The 16,840-nt window shown below is 65.2% G+C and carries 16 protein-coding genes; 10 read left to right on the top strand and 6 right to left on the bottom strand.

All coding sequences use genetic code 11. The annotated features are described in order from the left end of the window. On the bottom strand, positions 1–1,686 hold a 1,686-nt coding region (locus AC07XP_RS08235), incomplete at its 3' end, for an ESPR domain-containing protein (protein WP_495264332.1). Between the two features lie 316 nt (positions 1,687–2,002). Here AC07XP_RS08235 and AC07XP_RS08230 point away from each other — a divergent pair. The 3 genes from AC07XP_RS08230 to AC07XP_RS08220 are packed head-to-tail and all read left to right on the top strand — an operon-like array spanning position 2,003 to position 4,472. Further along, positions 2,003–2,443: a DUF4019 domain-containing protein gene (locus tag AC07XP_RS08230; RefSeq protein ID WP_495264331.1), complete on the top strand. Its 441-nt coding sequence runs from the start codon at positions 2,003–2,005 to the stop codon at positions 2,441–2,443. Next, positions 2,440–3,582, top strand: coding sequence for a DUF2827 domain-containing protein (locus AC07XP_RS08225; protein ID WP_495264330.1), 1,143 nt, complete (start codon positions 2,440–2,442; stop codon positions 3,580–3,582). Before AC07XP_RS08230 ends, AC07XP_RS08225 begins: the two co-directional genes overlap by 4 nt. Before the next feature lie 29 nt (positions 3,583–3,611). Beyond that, the gene (locus AC07XP_RS08220; RefSeq protein WP_495264329.1) at positions 3,612–4,472 is read left to right on the top strand and encodes a hypothetical protein; all 861 of its coding nucleotides are present in this window, start codon (positions 3,612–3,614) and stop codon (positions 4,470–4,472) included. An 87-nt stretch (positions 4,473–4,559) separates the two neighbouring features. On the opposite strand, the gene AC07XP_RS08215 is transcribed toward AC07XP_RS08220, so the two are convergent. The 5 genes from AC07XP_RS08215 to AC07XP_RS08195 all read right to left on the bottom strand — a co-directional run bounded on the left by AC07XP_RS08215 (position 4,560) and on the right by AC07XP_RS08195 (position 10,620). Further along, positions 4,560–7,145: a bifunctional aconitate hydratase 2/2-methylisocitrate dehydratase gene (locus AC07XP_RS08215; protein ID WP_495264328.1), complete on the bottom strand. Its 2,586-nt coding sequence runs from the start codon at positions 7,143–7,145 to the stop codon at positions 4,560–4,562. Positions 7,146–7,238: 93 nt separating this feature from the next. Then, positions 7,239–7,796 (bottom strand): hypothetical protein, encoded by a 558-nt coding sequence (locus tag AC07XP_RS08210; protein ID WP_062479718.1) that lies wholly within the window; start codon positions 7,794–7,796, stop codon positions 7,239–7,241. Between the two features lie 23 nt (positions 7,797–7,819). Then, positions 7,820–8,833: an HpcH/HpaI aldolase/citrate lyase family protein gene (locus tag AC07XP_RS08205; protein ID WP_495264327.1), complete on the bottom strand. Its 1,014-nt coding sequence runs from the start codon at positions 8,831–8,833 to the stop codon at positions 7,820–7,822. Further along, positions 8,830–9,618, bottom strand: a complete 789-nt coding sequence (tam, locus tag AC07XP_RS08200; RefSeq protein ID WP_062479714.1) for a trans-aconitate 2-methyltransferase — start codon at positions 9,616–9,618, stop codon at positions 8,830–8,832. Before tam ends, AC07XP_RS08205 begins: the two co-directional genes overlap by 4 nt. Before the next feature lie 15 nt (positions 9,619–9,633). Beyond that, entirely contained in the window at positions 9,634–10,620 is a 987-nt protein-coding gene (locus tag AC07XP_RS08195) for a malate dehydrogenase (RefSeq protein ID WP_042578072.1), read from the bottom strand. A gap of 181 nt (positions 10,621–10,801) precedes the next feature. Here AC07XP_RS08195 and AC07XP_RS08190 point away from each other — a divergent pair, with 181 nt between their 5' ends. The 7 genes from AC07XP_RS08190 to gltA all read left to right on the top strand — a co-directional run bounded on the left by AC07XP_RS08190 (position 10,802) and on the right by gltA (position 16,839). Then, on the top strand, positions 10,802–11,560 hold the full coding sequence (locus tag AC07XP_RS08190) for a GntR family transcriptional regulator (protein WP_062479713.1): 759 nt from the start codon (positions 10,802–10,804) through the stop codon (positions 11,558–11,560). 234 nt (positions 11,561–11,794) lie between these two features. Continuing rightward, positions 11,795–12,241, top strand: a complete 447-nt coding sequence (gene sdhC, locus AC07XP_RS08185) for a succinate dehydrogenase, cytochrome b556 subunit (protein ID WP_495264326.1) — start codon at positions 11,795–11,797, stop codon at positions 12,239–12,241. A gap of 13 nt (positions 12,242–12,254) precedes the next feature. Next, positions 12,255–12,620 (top strand): succinate dehydrogenase, hydrophobic membrane anchor protein, encoded by a 366-nt coding sequence (gene sdhD, locus AC07XP_RS08180; RefSeq protein WP_062479708.1) that lies wholly within the window; start codon positions 12,255–12,257, stop codon positions 12,618–12,620. Between the two features lie 6 nt (positions 12,621–12,626). Next, on the top strand, positions 12,627–14,435 hold the full coding sequence (gene sdhA, locus AC07XP_RS08175) for a succinate dehydrogenase flavoprotein subunit (protein WP_095949551.1): 1,809 nt from the start codon (positions 12,627–12,629) through the stop codon (positions 14,433–14,435). 22 nt (positions 14,436–14,457) lie between these two features. Beyond that, positions 14,458–15,159, top strand: coding sequence for a succinate dehydrogenase iron-sulfur subunit (locus AC07XP_RS08170; protein ID WP_062479706.1), 702 nt, complete (start codon positions 14,458–14,460; stop codon positions 15,157–15,159). Positions 15,160–15,183: 24 nt separating this feature from the next. After that, positions 15,184–15,504: an FAD assembly factor SdhE gene (locus tag AC07XP_RS08165; RefSeq protein WP_062479704.1), complete on the top strand. Its 321-nt coding sequence runs from the start codon at positions 15,184–15,186 to the stop codon at positions 15,502–15,504. A 24-nt stretch (positions 15,505–15,528) separates the two neighbouring features. After that, on the top strand, positions 15,529–16,839 hold the full coding sequence (gene gltA / locus AC07XP_RS08160) for a citrate synthase (protein ID WP_062479703.1): 1,311 nt from the start codon (positions 15,529–15,531) through the stop codon (positions 16,837–16,839). Position 16,840 lies beyond the last annotated feature (1 nt).

Raw genomic sequence — 16,840 nt, 5'->3', positions numbered from 1 at the left:
CGACAGGCTACTGACGTTGCTGTTCGTTGTGCTCAGGCCAGTCGACAGACTGGAGATGCCGCTGGTGGCCGTGCTCAGACCGCTCGACGTCGATGTCGAAAGGCTGTCGATGCGGCTGCTGCTGGTGCTCAGTCCGGACGACGTGGAAGTCGACAGGCTACTGACGTTGCTGTTCGTGGTGCTCAGGCCAGTCGACAGGCTGGAGATGCCGCTGGTGGCCGTGCTCAAACCGGACGACGTCGAAGTCGACAGGCTGCTGACGTTGCTGTTGGTCGTGCTCAGGCCGCTTGAAGTCGACGTCGACAGGCTGTCGATGCGGCTGCTGCTGGTGCTCAGGCCCGACGATGTGGACGTCGACAAGCTGCCGACGTTGCTGTTCGTGGTACTCAGACCTGTGGACAGGCTGGAGATCCCGCTCGTCGCTGTGCTGAGGCCCGACGACGTCGACGTCGACAGGCTGTCGATGCGGCTGTTGGTCGCGCTGAGGCCAGTCGACGTGGAGGTCGAAAGACTGCCGACGTTGCTGTTCGTGGTGCTCAGGCCGGTCGACAGGCTCGAGATGTTGCTCGTGGCCGTGCTCAGCCCCGACGACGTCGAAGTCGACAGGCTGTTGATGCGGCTGGTCGCCGTGCTCAGGCCCGACGATGTGGAGGTCGACAGGCTGCCGACGTTGCTGTTCGTGGTGCTCAGGCCCGTCGACAAGCTCGAGATGCCGCTCGTTGCCGTGCTCAAGCCAATGGACGTCGAGGTCGACAGGCTGCTCACGTTGCTATTCGTGGTGCTGAGCCCGCTCGATGTGGACGTCGAGAGACTGTTGACGCGGCTGTTGGTCGTGCTCAGGCCCGAGGAAGTCGACGTCGACAACGACCCCAACGCGCTGGCGACGGAAAACAGTTGGCTGCCATTGATTGCATCGGTCGAGGTGGAGGTCACCTGGCCCGCGGCCACATTGGTGATCTGACGTTCGGCGCCCACCGAACCAACGCTCACCACGCTGGCCGGTGTGGCGCCAGCAAAACCGCCCAGCACAACCCCATTGACCGTTGCATTGGACGTAGCGACCGCCGCGGCTGTTGCACTGTTGCTGCCGAGAGCCACGCTGTTGTCGTTGCCTGCATTGGCCCCCGAACCAATCGCCACGGCGTTGGCGCCGGCGCTCTTTGCGCCGCCATTCACCGTCAAGCTGCCGCCGATAGCAACGCTGTTCGCGCCGCCGGCGCTTGTCGCTCGCCCGATGGCCACGGCTTGCTCGCCCGAGGCGACAGAACCACCGTTGCCCGTCCCGTCCCCGCCCCCTATCGCAACAGCTGAAGTCCCAGAGGCCTTGGCGTCGTTGCCCAAGGCATAAGCCCCCTTGGCAAAAGCTTTTGCACCGGAACCGATGGCTGTCGCGCTGTTGGCTGTCGCCTGAGCGTTGTTGCCGATCGCGAGAGAGTACGCAACGCTGGCAACCGCAGGTCCACCAGCTGAGTCGCTGATCGCGACGGAGCCCGTTCCGGTCGCATCGCCACTTCCTAACTCGTAGGCAGCGTGCGCCCCCATGGCAACAGCCATTACGGACACCGCAGCGACCGTCGCTCTCACCAGTTTCGAGCTGCTCTTCTTTCCCCGCGCCGAAGTGAGTTCAGACGCCGCAACCCAGGCCCCCAGGGCTTCATTCCAGATACTTCGGTAAGACTTGTTCATATTCTTCGAGCTCGGTTCGCAGAGGGCGGGCGCGGTATCGGCGGAGGAAGACAACGACCGCCCGCAGTTCGTCGCCTCAGCCAGGGGTCGTAGTTACCCTGACGTTCACAATGGACGCGGTAATGTACGCAGCCGTTTACATTTGCAGCCATTAGTGCCCACTGGAAACCGTGAAATGATGATTTAGTTCACAAACTTTCACGATTGGCGACAAATATGGGCTGACCGATGTCGCCGTGGAACGTCGATCCGAACGCCCCGCCTAGAATCGCCGCCGCTGTCTGTCACAGCGGTTTTCCTCGCAAAGGTTGCCCAAATGAAGCCGTTCTTCTCTCGTTTCCTGGCCGCATGCACGCTGGCCCTGGCCGGTTCCTGCGCCCTGGCGCAGGACGGCTCCTCCGCCGACGAACTCGTCCAGGCAAGCCTCGCCAGCCTCAAGCAGATCGACGAAGACCGCTCGGGGGAGCTTTGGGACGCTGCATCGGCGTTCGTGAAGGCTCGATTCCCGAAAGCCGAGTTCGTTGCCAATACACAACGCTCACGTCAAAGTGTGGGTGCCGTAGCACGACGTGACTGGGCCAGCATCACCCGAATTCGCTACCTGAACGACAGCACTGGCATTCCCGCCGGCCTGTACGCCAATGTCGACTTCGCCACCCACTTGACCAACAACAAGACCGTCTTCGAAAAAGTCAGCTTCCGCCTCGAACCCAACGGCTGGCGGCTGACCGGCTACGTCCCCCGCGAAAACCAATGACCACCGCCTCGGGTGCCGGCCTGCGCATCGGCATCACGATCGGCCTCCACCACGAGGCCGAGACCCTCTGGAACAACGGCATCAAGCAGAACGCCGTGTTCCTGGCAGAGGCGCTGAAGCACTGCCCGAGCGTCGCCTCCGTGGTGCTGGTCAACACCACCGCCACGCCCATCACCCCCGCCCTGCCCTGGGACCAGGCCCGCTGGCCGACCGTGACCTTCGAGGCGGCCAAGGACAGCGTGGATGTGCTGATCGAGCTGGGCGGCCAGATTGACGGCGACCAGACCGACCACCTCAAGCGTCGCGGCGCGCGGCTGGTGTCGTACTGCTGCGGCTTCGAGTACGTGCACGCGATGGAGTCGATGCTGTTCGGCAAGCCGCTGTGGGGCCGCAACCTCTTCATCAACCAGCGCTACGACGACATCTGGATGGTTCCTCAGGTGGCCCACATCAGCCAGCCGTACTTCGAGGTGCTGCGCCGCGCCGAGGCGCGCGCCGTGCCCTTCGTCTGGAGCCCGGTGTTCCTGCAAGAGCGTGCCCGCGCCCTGCCCGACGGCGGCGCGTACCAGCCGCGCAGCGGCCCGCGGCGGCTCAGCGTGATGGAGCCGAACATCAACGTGGTGAAGTTCTGCGTCTACCCCATCCTGATCGCCGAGCTGGCGTACCGCGCCCGCCCCGACGCGATCGCGCTGCTGCAGGTCACGAACGTGGAGCGCATGGCCAAGGACAGCATGGAGTTCATCACGCTGATGAACCAGCTCGACCTGGTGCGCCAGCACAAGGCGGTCTTCCTGGGCCGGCACGAAACCCCGGTGTTCCTGGCGCAGAACACCGACATCGTGGTCTCCCACCAGTGGGAGAACCCGCTCAACTACTTCTACCTCGAGACCTGCTGGCAAGGCTATCCGCTGGTGCACAACGCCCACCTGTGCGCCGACCTGGGCTACTACTACGCAGAAAACGACGTGGCCGCGGGCAGCGCCCGCGTGCTCGAAGCCATCGACGGGCACGACGCGCAGGCGCAGGCCTACCGCGACCGGCAGCGCGCGTTGATCGGGCGCTACCTGCCCGGCGACGCAGTGGCCACGCAGACCTACGACACCCTGCTGCAGGGCCTGATGCAGCGCCCTGCCCGCTAGCCAGACCCTCGCCCCACGGAGCCCCTCGCATGCTCGATCCGTCCGAACTCCGGAACTTCTACCCCGTGATCGTGACGCCGAGCCACGACGGCAAGTTCTTCCAGAACTACGTGGCGTCGCTGCTGAACTTCACCATCAACGCCGAACGTGCCGGCATGAAGATGCAGGTGCTGATGCACCAGGGCGAGAGCCTGGTCACGCGCGCGCGCAACAACTGCGTGGCCCAGTTCCTGGCCAACACGGAGTGGACCCACCTGTTCTGGATCGACGCAGACATCGGCTTCTCGGCCGAAGCGGCGTTCCGCCTGCTGCTGTCGGGCTACGACATCGCCGCTGGCGTCTACCCGCTCAAGCGCGAAGACTGGCCCGCCGGCGGCGTGGCGGCCGGCACCACGCAACAGCAGTTCGAGGCCGCGTTCACGCGCTACACGGTCAATGCCAAGGCCGAAGAAGGCGCGTCGCAGATCGAGCTCGAGGTGCAGCCCGACGGCTTCATGAAGATGACCGAGGCGCCCACGGGCTTCATGGCGATCCGGCGCGGCGTGTTCGAGCGGCTCATGGCCGCCTACCCCGAGCTGCAGTACGTGCCCGACAGCATCGGCGAAGCCGACCGCGGGCTGCACTACCGCTTCTTCGACGTGATGGTCGACCCGCTCACGCGGCGCTACCTGTCGGAAGACTACGGTTTCTGCCGGCTGTGGTCGGGCCTGGGCGAGTCGATCTACATCGACGCCAACTCGAACCTGACCCACCAGGGCGCCAAGCTGTACCGCGGCGATTTCGCCCATTCGCTGCAGGCCTCGCTGCCCTACGCGGTGGGCGGCCCCGCCGGTATGGCGATGGTGCTGAAGGGCCAGGAGCACCTGAAGCCGAATCCGCCGCCGGGCTGACACCGGCAGCGAACGCCCATGAAAAAGCCCCGCCGAAGCGGGGCTTTTTCATGGGGCTGGCGAATCGCTCGCCGGCTGCAACGACCCTCAGGCCGTGACCGTGTCCGCCACGCCCTTGTAGTCCTCGATCTTGTCGAAGTTCAGGTACTGGTAGATCTGCGCGCTGGACGCATCGATCACGCCCGTGGCGGCCATGTACTCCTCGCGGGTCGGGATGCGGCCCAGGCGCGAGCAGATGGCGGCCAGTTCGGCCGAGCCCAGGTACACGTTGGTGTTCTTGCCCAGGCGGTTCGGGAAGTTGCGGGTGCTGGTCGACATCACCGTCGCGCCTTCGCGCACCTGTGCCTGGTTGCCCATGCACAGCGAGCAGCCCGGCATTTCGGTGCGCGCGCCCGCGTTGCCGAACACGCCGTAGTGGCCTTCCTCGGTGAGCTGCTGTGCGTCCATCTTGGTCGGCGGCGCAATCCACAGCTTGACCGGGATGTCGCGCTTGCCTTCGAGCAGCTTCGACGCGGCGCGGAAGTGGCCGATGTTGGTCATGCACGAGCCGATGAACACTTCGTCGATGGTGGCACCGGCCACGTCGCTCAGCGTCTTCACGTCGTCCGGGTCGTTCGGGCAGGCCACGATGGGTTCGTGGATCTCGGCCAGGTCGATCTCGATGACGGCCGCGTACTCGGCGTCGGCATCGCCCTTGAGCAGCTGCGGGTCCTTGAGCCAGGCTTCCTGTGCGGCGATGCGGCGTGCCAGCGTGCGGGCGTCGGCGTAGCCTTCGGCAATCATCCACTTCATCAGCGTGATGTTGCTGTTGATGTACTCCTGGATCGGTTCCTTGTTCAGGTGCACCGTGCAGCCGGCGGCCGAGCGTTCGGCCGAGGCGTCGCTCAGTTCGAAGGCTTGTTCGACCTTCAGGTCGGGCAGGCCTTCGATCTCGAGGATGCGGCCCGAGAAGATGTTCTTCTTGCCTTGCTTGGCCACGGTCAGCAGGCCGCTCTTGATGGCGTACAGCGGAATGGCGTTGACCAGGTCACGCAGCGTGACACCGGGCTGCATCTTGCCCTTGAAGCGCACGAGCACCGATTCGGGCATGTCCAGCGGCATCACGCCGGTGGCGGCCGCGAAGGCCACGAGGCCGGAGCCCGCGGGGAAGCTGATGCCGATGGGGAAGCGGGTGTGGCTGTCGCCGCCCGTGCCCACGGTGTCGGGCGTCAGCAGGCGGTTGAGCCAGCTGTGGATCACGCCGTCGCCCGGACGCAGCGACACGCCGCCGCGGTTGGCCATGAACTCGGGCAGTTCGTGGTGCATCTTGACGTCGACCTTCTTCGGGTACGCCGCCGTGTGACAGAACGATTGCATGACGAGGTCGGCCGAGAAGCCCAGGCAGGCCAGGTCCTTCAGCTCGTCGCGGGTCATCGGGCCGGTGGTGTCCTGCGAGCCGACCGAGGTCATCTTGGGTTCGCAGTACGTGCCCGGGCGCACGCCCTGGCCTTCGGGCAGGCCGCAGGCGCGACCGACCATCTTCTGTGCCAGCGAGAAGCCCTTCTTGGTGTCGACCGGGCTTTGCGGCAGACGGAACAGCGTCGAGACCGGCAGGCCCAGCGCCTCGCGCGCCTTGGCCGTGAGGCCGCGGCCGATGATCAGCGGAATGCGGCCGCCGGCGCGCACTTCGTCGAACAGCACGTCGCTCTTGACCTGGAATTCGGCGATGACCTGCCCGCCCTTCAGGGCCTTGCCTTCGTAGGGACGCAGCTCGACCACGTCGCCCATGTTCATCTGCGTCACGTCGAGCTCGATGGGCAGAGCGCCCGAGTCTTCCATCGTGTTGTAGAAGATGGGAGCGATCTTGCCGCCGAGGCAGACGCCGCCGAAGCGCTTGTTCGGCACGAAGGGAATGTCTTCGCCGGTGAACCACAGCACCGAATTGGTGGCGCTCTTGCGCGACGAACCCGTGCCGACCACGTCGCCGGCGTAGGCCACGAGGTGGCCGCGCGCGCGCAGGTCTTCGATGAACTTCACCGGGCCGCGCTTGCCGTCTTCTTCAGGGACGATGCCGGGGCGGGCGTTCTTGTGCATCGCCAGGGCGTGCATCGGAATGTCGGGACGCGTCGTCGCATCGGGTGCGGGCGACAGGTCGTCGGTGTTGATTTCGCCAGCCACCTTGAAGATGCTGACGGTGATGCTTTGCGGCACTTCCGGGCGGCTGGTGAACCACTCGGCATCGGCCCAGCTTTGCAGCACGCCCTTGGCGTGGGCGTTGCCCTTGTCGGCCTTTTCCTTGACGTCGTGGAACTGGTCGAACATCAGCAGGGTCTTCTTCAGGCCTTCGGCTGCCACGGCGCCGACTTCGGCGTCGTCCAGCAGGTCGATCATGGGGCTGATGTTGTAGCCGCCGAGCATGGTGCCGAGCAGTTCAGTGGCGCGAGCGCGCGTGATGAACGCGTTCTTCTCGGTGCCGTGGGCCACGGCCGCGAGGTAGCTCGCCTTGACCTTGGCGGCGTCGTCGACGCCGGCGGGCACACGGTAGGTGAGCAGGTCCAGCAGGAAGGCGCCGTCCTTGGCGTTCGCGCTCTTCAGGAGCTCGATCGCTTCGGCGGTCTGCTTCGCGCTCAGGGGCAGCGGCGGGATACCGAGCGCGGCGCGTTCGGCAACATGATCAACGTAGGCTTGCAACATCTTCTTTTCTCCGGAAACTAGGCTATCGGGCGTGCGGAACGGTCTCGAGCGGCCAAGCAAGAGCCGCGCCGCACCCCGGGTTCGGTGCTCTTCTTACTTCTTGGCTGCGTCGGCACCTTCGAAAAGGGCCTTCGGCGGGTTCTTCTTCATCTCGTCGGCAAAGGCGACCTGGGCGGCGGTCTGGCATTCGTCGGCAATGCGCAGGCCGGCCTTCTGGTTCATCAGCATCGACTTGTTGCCCAGCTGGAGCCACATGGCGCCGGCACGCGGGTCTTCGAGGCGGATGGCGCCGGTGCGGCTTTCGACCGGGTGCATGCGGTACTTCAGGCCCTTGGTGGTCACGGTGAAGAAGCCGGGCTTCTTCTCGTCGGGCGTGACGGTCACGTCGGCGCCGAGTTCGCACTGGGCCTTGCCGATGGACACGCGTTGCGCCACGGCCAAGTCGGACTCGGACAGCACGATGTTGGTGTCGTCGGCGATCGGCGTGACCTCTTCGACGGCCTTGGCCGCCTTGCGGGTGACCTGGCGCTTCGGCGGGGTCTTCTTGGCTTCGGCCTTGGCCGCGGCCGGCTTGGTGGCGGTGGCGTTCTGGGCCACGGCGGCGAAAGGCAGGGCCAGCGCAACGGCGGCGATCAGTGCAATTTTCTTCATGAGCGGGGTTCCTTCAGGCTGATTCAGTGGGTTTCAGGAGACCGCGATGCAAACCAGGCTTTCGCCTCGGAGGGCAACGCGCGCCCTGTTGCGTGGGCGCGCGTCAGGACCTGCCAGAAGTGGCGGTAGCTCGCGCGGTCGTGCAATGTGCCATCAATTTGTGTCGGTGCCCAATCCGCGTCTGCGGCTTTTGTAATGATTTTTGTGGCAATTTGAATCTGCGCCTCGTCGGGCGCGAAGGCCTCGAGGATCGGCCGGATCTGGTTCGGGTGGATGCTCCACATGCGCGTGTAGCCGAATTCGGTGGCCGCCTTGCGGGCCGCCAGGCGCATCGCATCGGTGTCGTTGAACTCGGTGACCACGCAGTGCGAAGGCACCTTGCCGTAGGCATGTGCCGCCGAGGCCAGTGCCAGCTTGGCACGCACGACCAGCGGGTGGCTGAACTGCCCCGCCGCACCCATGCCGTCGGCGGGAATGGCGCCGGCATGCGCCGACACGAAATCCATCAGGCCGAAGCTCAGCGACTGCACGCGCGGATGCGCGGCAATCTCGAAGGCGTTGTGCACCGCCAGCGGCGATTCGATGAGCACGTGCAGCGGCAGCGCGGCGGCATCGGCGGCGTCGAGCGCGGCAACAGCCTGACACACATCGGCCACGGATTCGACCTTGGGCACCATGAGGTGGCTCAGCCGCTGGCCGGCGCGTCCGGCGATGGTGACCACGTCGCCGGCAAAAGCCGGGTGGTCGACCGGGTGCACGCGCACGCCGACGCGCATGCCGGGCTGGGCGGCCAGCGCGAGCTCGGTGACGAGCGCGGCATGCTCCGCCTCGCCGCCGACCGGGGCGCCGTCTTCGCAGTCGAGGGTGACGTCGAACACGCAGGCGCCGAACTCCTGCGCCATCTCGGCCTGGAGCGCGAGGCTCTTCTTCATGCGGGCTTCAACGCCGCTGTAGTGGTCGCACACCGGCAGGGTCACGGCGCCGGCCTGTGCGCCGAGCAGCACGTCCGCGGGGTGGGCGGCGTTCTTGGTGGTCATGCGTCTTTTTTCTTGTGTGCCACGATGAACATGCGCGGGAAGGCCAGCAGGCGCTTGCCGTCGGTGCGCACCGGGTAGGCCTCGTCCACCCGGCGTTCGTATTCGGCGAGGTAGCTCGCCTGCAGGTCGGGCGGCAGGCGGTCGACAAAGGGTTTCAGGCCCGTGCCCCGCACCCATTCGACGATGGCCGCGGCGTTGGCCATCGGGTGCTGGTAGATGGTGTGCCAGACATCGACATGGGCCGCACGCGCGGCCAAGAGGTCGTAGTAGCCGCCGAGCGGCAGCAGCAAGGTGCGCAGCTTGTCGGCGTCGCCGATGGGCTCGGCCCAGGGCGCTTCGGCCGCCACCGCCCGCATCAGGCGGTGCGTGGGCTCCTGGCGGTTGTCGGGCATCTGGACGGCGAGCACGCCGCCCGGGGCCAGCGCGTCGAACAGGCGGGGGATCAGCGTTTCGTGATCCGGCACCCATTGCAGGGACGCGTTGGCATAAATGAGATCGGGCGCTTCTGTTTCACGCGGCGCCCAGGTCGCGATGTCGCTCAACTCGAAGCGCGCCGCCGGCAGGCGCTCGCGCGCGCTGACCAGCATGGCTTCGGAGTTGTCGGTGCCCGTGACCTGCGCCGTCGGGAACCGATGTGCCAGCAGCTCGGTGGAATTGCCCGGTCCGCACCCGAGGTCGACCACGCGGGCGGCCTCGGCAAGCGGGACCCGCGCCAGGAGTTCCTGTGCGGGCCGGGTGCGCTCGTCCTCGTAGCGACGGTAGAGCGCGGGGTTCCAGTCGAGCATGCGGGCGGGCTTGCTTTACAGCAGGTGGGCGACGCCGGCGCGTTCGCCTTCGAGCTCTTCCAGGGTCTTGTTGATGCGCTCCTGGCTGAAGGCATCGATCTCGAGGCCTTCGACCAGCTTGTACTCACCGTTTTCGCAGGTGACCGGGAAGCCGAACATCACGTCCTTCGGAATGCCGTACTGGCCGTCCGACGGGATGCCCATCGTGACCCACTTGCCGTTGGTGCCCAGGGCCCAGTCGCGCATGTGGTCGATGGCGGCGTTGGCAGCCGAGGCAGCCGACGACAGGCCGCGCGCTTCGATGATGGCCGCACCGCGCTTGCCGACGGTCGGCAGGAAGGTGTTGGCGTTCCATTCCTGGTCGTTGATCATCTTGGCGACGCTTTCGCCGTTGATGGTCGCAAAGCGGTAGTCGGCGTACATCGTGGGCGAGTGGTTGCCCCAGACGGTGAGCTTCTCGATGTCGGCCACGGCCTTGCCGGTCTTGGCGGCGATCTGGCTGGCAGCGCGGTTGTGGTCCAGGCGCAGCATGGCGGTGAAGTTCTTGCGCGGCAGGTCGGGTGCCGACTTCATGGCGATGTAGGCGTTGGTGTTGGCGGGGTTGCCGACGACCAGCACCTTCACGTTGCGCGAAGCGACAGCGTTCAGTGCCTTGCCTTGGGCCGTGAAGATGGCGCCGTTGACGGCCAGCAGCTCGGCACGTTCCATGCCGGGGCCGCGGGGGCGCGAACCGACCAGCAGGGCGTAGTCGGCGTCCTTGAAGGCGGTCATCGGGTCGCCGTGGGCTTCCATGCCGGCCAGCAGCGGGAAGGCGCAGTCGTCGAGCTCCATCATCACGCCCTTGAGCGCCTTCTGGGCCTTCTCGTCGGGGATTTCGAGCAGTTGCAGGATGACCGGCTGGTCTTTGCCGAGCATTTCGCCGGAAGCGATACGGAACAACAGGGCGTAACCGATTTGACCGGCGGCACCGGTAACGGCAACGCGGACAGGCTTTTTGCTCATGGGAAGACTCCAGAAGGTGGTGAAACGGGTTAGCGCTCTCGTGGGGCGCCGCGGTCCAGCGGGGGGAAGCTTTCCCGCGGCGCGGGACCGGGCCGCATTTTAAGCCGATTCGACAAAGGCCGTCTTATGTCTTATATAAGATATCCTCTGGGGGTCCGCCACGGCGCACCCCACCGCTGCCATGAACACGCCCTCCACCCTCGACGAGCCCACGACGCCGTCCTTCAGTCCGCTCTACCAGCAGATCAAGACCCTGATCCTGCAGAGCCTGCAGGCCGGCGAGTGGAAGCCGGGCGAACCCATCCCCAGCGAGATGGACCTGGCCGTGCGGTACCGCGTGAGCCAGGGCACGGTGCGCAAGGCGATCGACGAGCTGGCAGCCGAAAACCTGGTGGTGCGCCGCCAGGGCAAGGGCACCTTCGTGGCCACGCATGCCGAGCAGCATGTGCAGTACCGTTTTCTCAAGCTCGTGCCCGACGCCGGCAGCCCGAGCGCCGAAGGTCCGGCCGAGCGCACCATCGTCGACTGCAAGCGCCTGCGCGCCTCGGCCGACGTGGCGCGTGCGCTGAGCCTGCGCACCGGCGACGCCGTGCTGCAGGTGCGCCGCGTGCTCGCCTACGCCGGCGTGCCGACCATCCTCGAAGACCTCTGGCTGCCCGGCGCGCCCTTCAAGGGCCTCACGGCCGACCGGCTGCGCGCCTGGCCGGGCCCGATGTACGCGATGTTCGAAACCGAGTTCGGCGTGCGCATGGTGCGCGCCGAAGAAAAGATCCGCGCCGTGCTGCCCGATGCCGAACAGGCGCAGCTGCTCGACGTGCCGCTGCAGATGCCGCTGCTCAGCGTGGAGCGCGTGGCGCACACGTACCACGACATGCCGATGGAACTGCGCCGCGGCCTGTACCGCACCGACACCCACCACTACCGCAACCAGCTGGGCTGATCCGATGGCGCCGAAGAACCTCGCCCGCGCGGGCACAAACGCGCACACTCAGCCCGCGCAACGCGACCTCGAGCCCCGAGCATCCGACTGCCGCAGTGCGTTGACTCCTGTGCGTCCGATGCGCGATGGTGCATTGCAATAGAATTTTGCGTTGTTTGCATTCCGCAGAAGAAACAAAAGCGTTCGCTCTCAGAACAAGCCAACAAGTCACAAAGCCACGAAAGCCATCTCCCTATGACCGAGCTTGCAACTCCCCCCCGGCCGCCGCGTCGCGAATTCCGGAACATCAACGCCTTCACCGATCTCACGACCTACCGGCTGCCGCCGGCCGGCATCGTGTCGATCCTGCACCGCGTGAGCGGTGTTCTGATGTTCCTGCTGATGCCCTTCATCATCTGGATGTTCGACACCTCGCTGTCATCTGACTATTCGTTCGCGAAATTCAAGGCCGCGTTCAACACCGGCATCGGCTTTGCCCCGGGATGGTTCTTCAAGCTCGTCGCACTGGCCCTCATCTGGGCCTACCTGCACCACTTCATCGCCGGCCTGCGTCACCTCTGGATGGACGTGAGCCACTCCGCCGTGACCAAGGAGTTCGGCCACAGCTCGGCCATCTTCACGCTGCTCGCGAGCATCATCCTCACGCTGGTGCTTGGCGCCAAGCTGTTCGGCCTGTACTGAGAAGGAGCCAACCATGTCTGTGAATTACGGCTCCAAGCGCATCGTCGTCGGCGCGCACTACGGTCTGCGCGACTGGCTCAGCCAACGCATCACCGGCGCCCTGATGGCGCTGTTCACGATCATCCTGCTCGCACAGCTGATCTTCTCGCGCGGCCCCATCGGTTACGACCTGTGGGCCGGCATCTTCGCCGCACAGTGGATGAAGGTCCTGACCTTCTCCGTGATCGTTGCCCTGCTCTATCACGTGTGGGTCGGCATGCGCGACGTGTGGATGGACTACGTCCAGCCCGTCGCCATCCGTCTCGTGCTGCAAGTTTTCACCATCGTCTGGCTTGTCGGTTGTGCGGGTTGGGCCATTCAAGTGCTTTGGAAGATCTGACCCACCATGACCTACACAAAAGAAAACATCACCAAGCGCAAGTTCGACGTCGTCATCGTCGGTGCCGGCGGCTCCGGCATGCGCGCCTCGCTGCAACTCGCCCGTGCCGGCCTCAACGTGGCCGTGCTCTCCAAGGTGTTCCCGACCCGTTCGCACACCGTCGCTGCCCAGGGCGGCGTGGGCGCCTCGCTCGGCAACATGAGCGAGGACAACTGGCACTACCACTTCTACGACACGATCAAGGGTTCCGACTGGCTCGGCGACCAGGACGCGATCGAGTTCATGTGCCGTGAAGCACCGAAGGTCGTGTACGAGCTCGAGCACTTCGGCATGCCCTTCGACCGCAACCCCGACGGCACGATCTACCAGCGTCCGTTCGGCGGCCACACGGCCAACTACGGCGAGAAGGCCGTGCAGCGCGCCTGCGCCGCGGCCGACCGCACCGGCCACGCGATGCTGCACACGCTCTACCAGAAGAACGTGGAAGCCCGCACCCAGTTCTTCGTCGAATGGATGGCGCTCGACCTCATCCGCGACAACGAAGGCGACGTGGTCGGTGTCACGGCCCTCGAAATGGAAACCGGCGACCTGCACATCCTGCAGGCCAAGACCGTGCTGCTGGCCACCGGCGGCGCAGGCCGCATCTTCGGTGCGTCCACCAACGCGTTCATCAACACCGGCGACGGCCTGGGCATGGCCGCACGTTCGGGCATCCCGCTGCAGGACATGGAGTTCTGGCAGTTCCACCCCACCGGCGTGGCCGGCGCGGGCGTGCTGCTGACCGAAGGCTGCCGCGGCGAAGGCGCCATCCTGCTGAACAGCAACGGCGAACGCTTCATGGAGCGCTATGCGCCCACCCTGAAGGACCTGGCCCCGCGCGACTTCGTCTCGCGCTCGATGGACCAGGAAATCAAGGAAGGCCGTGGCTGTGGTCCCAACAAGGACTACATCCACATGAAGCTGGACCACCTGGGTGCCGACACCATCCACAAGCGGTTGCCGTCGGTCTACGAGATCGGCATCAACTTCGCCAACGTCGACGTCACCAAGGAACCGATTCCCGTGGTGCCCACCATCCACTACCAGATGGGCGGCATCCCGACGAACATCAACGGCCAGGTCGTCATCCAGAAGGGTGAAGACAACAGCGCCGTGGTGAACGGCCTGTACGCGGTGGGCGAATGCTCCTGCGTGAGCGTGCACGGCGCCAACCGCCTGGGCACCAACTCGCTGCTCGACCTGCTGGTGTTCGGCCGCGCGGCCGGCAACCACATCGTCGAGTTCAACGACAAGCTCAAGGAACACAAGGAACTGCCCAAGGATGCGGCCGACCGCACGCTGCAGCGCCTGAACGAGCTCGAAGCCTCCACCGGCGGCGAATACGCCCAGGACGTGGCCGGCGAGATCCGCGCCGTCATGCAGCAGCATGCCGCCGTGTTCCGCAAGCAGGCCTCGATGGACGAAGGCGTGGTCAAGATCGCCGCCGTGCGCGAGCGCGTCAAGTCGATCGGCCTGAAGGACAAGTCCAAGGTGTTCAACACCGCCCGCATCGAAGCGCTGGAAGTCGACAACCTGATCGAAGTGGCCCAGGCCACCATGGTCTCGGCCGCCGCCCGCAAGGAATGCCGCGGCGCCCACACGGTGGAAGACTACGAGCGTCCCGCGGACGACCCGGTCGCACCGCTGGGCCGCGACGACGCCAACTGGATGAAGCACACGCTCTGGTACAGCGCGGACAACCGCCTCTCGTACAAGCCCGTCAAGCTGCAGCCGCTGACGGTGGCATCCGTGCCGCCCAAGGTCCGCACGTTCTAAGAATATTTACAAGGTCCATACGATGAAGCGCACATTCCAGATCTACCGCTACGACCCGGACAAGGACGCCAAGCCCTACATGCAGACGGTCGAGGTCGAACTCGACGGCCATGAACGCATGCTGCTGGACGCCCTGATGAAGCTCAAAGCGCAGGATCCCACGCTGTCGTTCCGCCGCTCGTGCCGCGAAGGCGTCTGCGGCTCCGACGCGATGAACATCAACGGCAAGAACGGTCTGGCCTGCCTGACCAACATGAACACGCTCAAGGGCACCGTCGTGCTCAAGCCGCTGCCGGGCCTGCCCGTCATCCGCGACCTGATCGTCGACATGACCCAGTTCTTCAAGCAGTACAACTCGATCAAGCCGTACCTGCAGAACGACACCGTGCCGCCCGAAAAGGAGCGCCTGCAGTCGCCCGAAGAGCGTGAAGAGCTCGACGGCCTGTACGAGTGCATCCTGTGCGCGAGCTGCTCCACGAGCTGCCCGAGCTTCTGGTGGAACCCCGACAAGTTCGTCGGCCCGGCCGGCCTGCTGCAGGCCTACCGCTTCATCGCCGACAGCCGCGACGAAGCCACCGCCGAGCGCCTGGACAACCTGGAAGACCCGTACCGCCTGTTCCGCTGCCACACGATCATGAACTGCGTGGACGTGTGCCCGAAGAGCCTGAACCCGACCAAGGCCATCGGCAAGATCAAGGAACTGATGGTGCGTCGCGCCATCTGACGGTTTTTCCGAGAAGCCTTACTTATGTCGACCCCCGCCAACGCCCCCGATACGCTGCTCGGCGAACGCGCGCTGAGCAAGCTCAAGTGGCGTTGCCGGCGCGGCCTGCTGGAGAACGACCTGTTCATCGCCCGCTTCTTCGAGCGGCACGAATCCCACATGACCGTCGGTCAAGCGGGAGCGATGGAGACATTGATGGACCTGTCGGACAACGACCTCCTCGACCTGCTGCTGTGCAGAAAGGAGCCCGAGCCCGCATGGGCCGGGGCCGAGGTGGTCGCATTGCTGCAGCTGATGCGTACCGACGGCGCTCAGCGTCCTGCCATTTTTTCTCCTTCGTCCTGAATCCACCTCTGAAAGTAAACCGAAATGAAAGCATCCGATACCAAGGCCACGCTGTCGTTCAGCAATGGCGGCGACAACGTCGAACTGCCGATCTACAAGGGCACCATCGGGCCCGACGTGATCGACATCCGCAAGCTGTATGCACAGACCGGCATGTTCACGTACGACCCGGGCTTCATGTCGACCGCCGCCTGCCAGTCGGCCATCACCTACATCGACGGTGACAAGGGCGAGCTGCTGTACCGCGGCTACCCCATCGAGCAGCTCGCGACCAACTGCGACTTCATGGAAACCTGCCACCTGCTGCTGTACGGTGAACTGCCGGACGCAGGCAAGAAGGCCAGCTTCACCAAGCTCGTGACCAACCACACGATGGTCAACGAGCAAATGCAGTTCTTCCTGCGCGGCTTCCGCCGTGATGCCCATCCGATGGCCATCATGACCGGCCTCGTGGGCGCCCTGTCGGCCTTCTATCACGACAGCACGGACATCAACAATCCCGAGCACCGCGAGATCGCCGCGATCCGCCTGATCGCGAAGATGCCCACGCTCGTGGCCATGGCCTACAAGTACACCGTCGGCCAGCCGTACATGTACCCGAAGAACGAACTCAGCTATGCAGGCAATTTCCTGCACATGATGTTCGCCACGCCGTGCGAAGAGTACAAGGTGAACCCGGTGCTCGAGCGCGCGCTCGACCGCATCTTCATCCTGCACGCCGACCACGAGCAGAACGCCTCGACCTCGACGGTGCGCCTGTGCGGCTCGTCGGGCACGAACCCCTTCGCGGCCATTGCAGCCGGCGTGGCGTGCCTCTGGGGCCCGGCCCACGGCGGCGCCAACGAAGCGGCGCTGAACATGCTGTACGACATCCAGCGCGAAGGCGGCGTGGAAAAGATCGGCGAGTTCATCAAGAAGGTCAAGGACAAGAACTCGAACGTCAAGCTGATGGGCTTCGGCCATCGCGTGTACAAGAACTACGACCCGCGCGCCAAGCTGATGCAGGAAACCTGCAACGAAGTGCTGACCGAGCTGGGCCTGGAAAACGACCCGCTGTTCAAGCTCGCCAAGGAACTCGAAAAGATCGCCCTGGAAGACGAGTACTTCGTGTCGCGCAAGCTGTACCCGAACGTCGACTTCTACTCGGGCATCGTGCAGCGCGCCATCGGCATCCCCGTGCCGCTGTTCACCGCGATCTTCGCGCTGGCCCGCACGGTCGGCTGGATCGCCCAGCTGAACGAAATGATCGGCGACCCCGAGTACAAGATCGGCCGCCCGCGCCAGCTGTTCGAAGGCTCGCCCAAGCGTGACGTGAAGCCGATCTCGGCTCGCTGAT

The organism is Variovorax sp. GW531-E2, assembly GCF_059423125.1.
Note: the sequence above shows the minus strand (reverse complement) of the source record. Positions and strands in the feature narration are given on the sequence as shown.

Coding starts and splice junctions, on each gene's coding strand:
- sdhD (WP_062479708.1), top strand. CDS start 12,255: ATGTCTGTGAATTACGGCTCCAAGCGCATCGTCGTCGGCGCGCACTAC.
- AC07XP_RS08220 (WP_495264329.1), top strand. CDS start 3,612: ATGCTCGATCCGTCCGAACTCCGGAACTTCTACCCCGTGATCGTGACG.
- AC07XP_RS08215 (WP_495264328.1), bottom strand. CDS start 7,145: ATGTTGCAAGCCTACGTTGATCATGTTGCCGAACGCGCCGCGCTCGGT.
- AC07XP_RS08190 (WP_062479713.1), top strand. CDS start 10,802: ATGAACACGCCCTCCACCCTCGACGAGCCCACGACGCCGTCCTTCAGT.
- AC07XP_RS08195 (WP_042578072.1), bottom strand. CDS start 10,620: ATGAGCAAAAAGCCTGTCCGCGTTGCCGTTACCGGTGCCGCCGGTCAA.
- sdhA (WP_095949551.1), top strand. CDS start 12,627: ATGACCTACACAAAAGAAAACATCACCAAGCGCAAGTTCGACGTCGTC.
- AC07XP_RS08205 (WP_495264327.1), bottom strand. CDS start 8,833: ATGACCACCAAGAACGCCGCCCACCCCGCGGACGTGCTGCTCGGCGCA.
- AC07XP_RS08230 (WP_495264331.1), top strand. CDS start 2,003: ATGAAGCCGTTCTTCTCTCGTTTCCTGGCCGCATGCACGCTGGCCCTG.
- AC07XP_RS08210 (WP_062479718.1), bottom strand. CDS start 7,796: ATGAAGAAAATTGCACTGATCGCCGCCGTTGCGCTGGCCCTGCCTTTC.
- AC07XP_RS08170 (WP_062479706.1), top strand. CDS start 14,458: ATGAAGCGCACATTCCAGATCTACCGCTACGACCCGGACAAGGACGCC.
- sdhC (WP_495264326.1), top strand. CDS start 11,795: ATGACCGAGCTTGCAACTCCCCCCCGGCCGCCGCGTCGCGAATTCCGG.
- AC07XP_RS08165 (WP_062479704.1), top strand. CDS start 15,184: ATGTCGACCCCCGCCAACGCCCCCGATACGCTGCTCGGCGAACGCGCG.
- AC07XP_RS08225 (WP_495264330.1), top strand. CDS start 2,440: ATGACCACCGCCTCGGGTGCCGGCCTGCGCATCGGCATCACGATCGGC.
- gltA (WP_062479703.1), top strand. CDS start 15,529: ATGAAAGCATCCGATACCAAGGCCACGCTGTCGTTCAGCAATGGCGGC.
- tam (WP_062479714.1), bottom strand. CDS start 9,618: ATGCTCGACTGGAACCCCGCGCTCTACCGTCGCTACGAGGACGAGCGC.